Raw genomic sequence first — 285 nt, 5'->3', positions numbered from 1 at the left:
CAAAGTGGAAAGTGATCGAAATGAAGAAAGACGGCTATTCAAATCGTACAATTATGGAGAAGCTTGGAATTAAAAATGTTTCCCAAATTAAGACGTGGATGAAGTGGTATCGTACCGGTTAAACGTACCGTTTTCAACAACTTGTAGGAAAACAATATTCTTATGGAAAAGGACCAAAAGAGCTCAGTGATTTAGAACAGCTTCGTGTAGAAAATAAACATCTAAAAACAAAATTACTTGTATGGGGAAAGTATCTGGAAATCGAAAGGGGCTGAAACCAGAAAC

The 285-nt window shown here is 36.1% G+C and carries 1 pseudogene; it reads left to right on the top strand.

The features are described from left to right. A pseudogene (locus ACS2QP_RS27570) lies at positions 1–285 on the top strand (helix-turn-helix domain-containing protein); the annotation flags it as partial.

This window comes from Bacillus cereus group sp. Bce019, assembly GCF_051781745.1.
Taxonomy (GTDB): domain Bacteria; phylum Bacillota; class Bacilli; order Bacillales; family Bacillaceae_G; genus Bacillus_A; species Bacillus_A cereus.
Note: the sequence above shows the minus strand (reverse complement) of the source record. Positions and strands in the feature narration are given on the sequence as shown.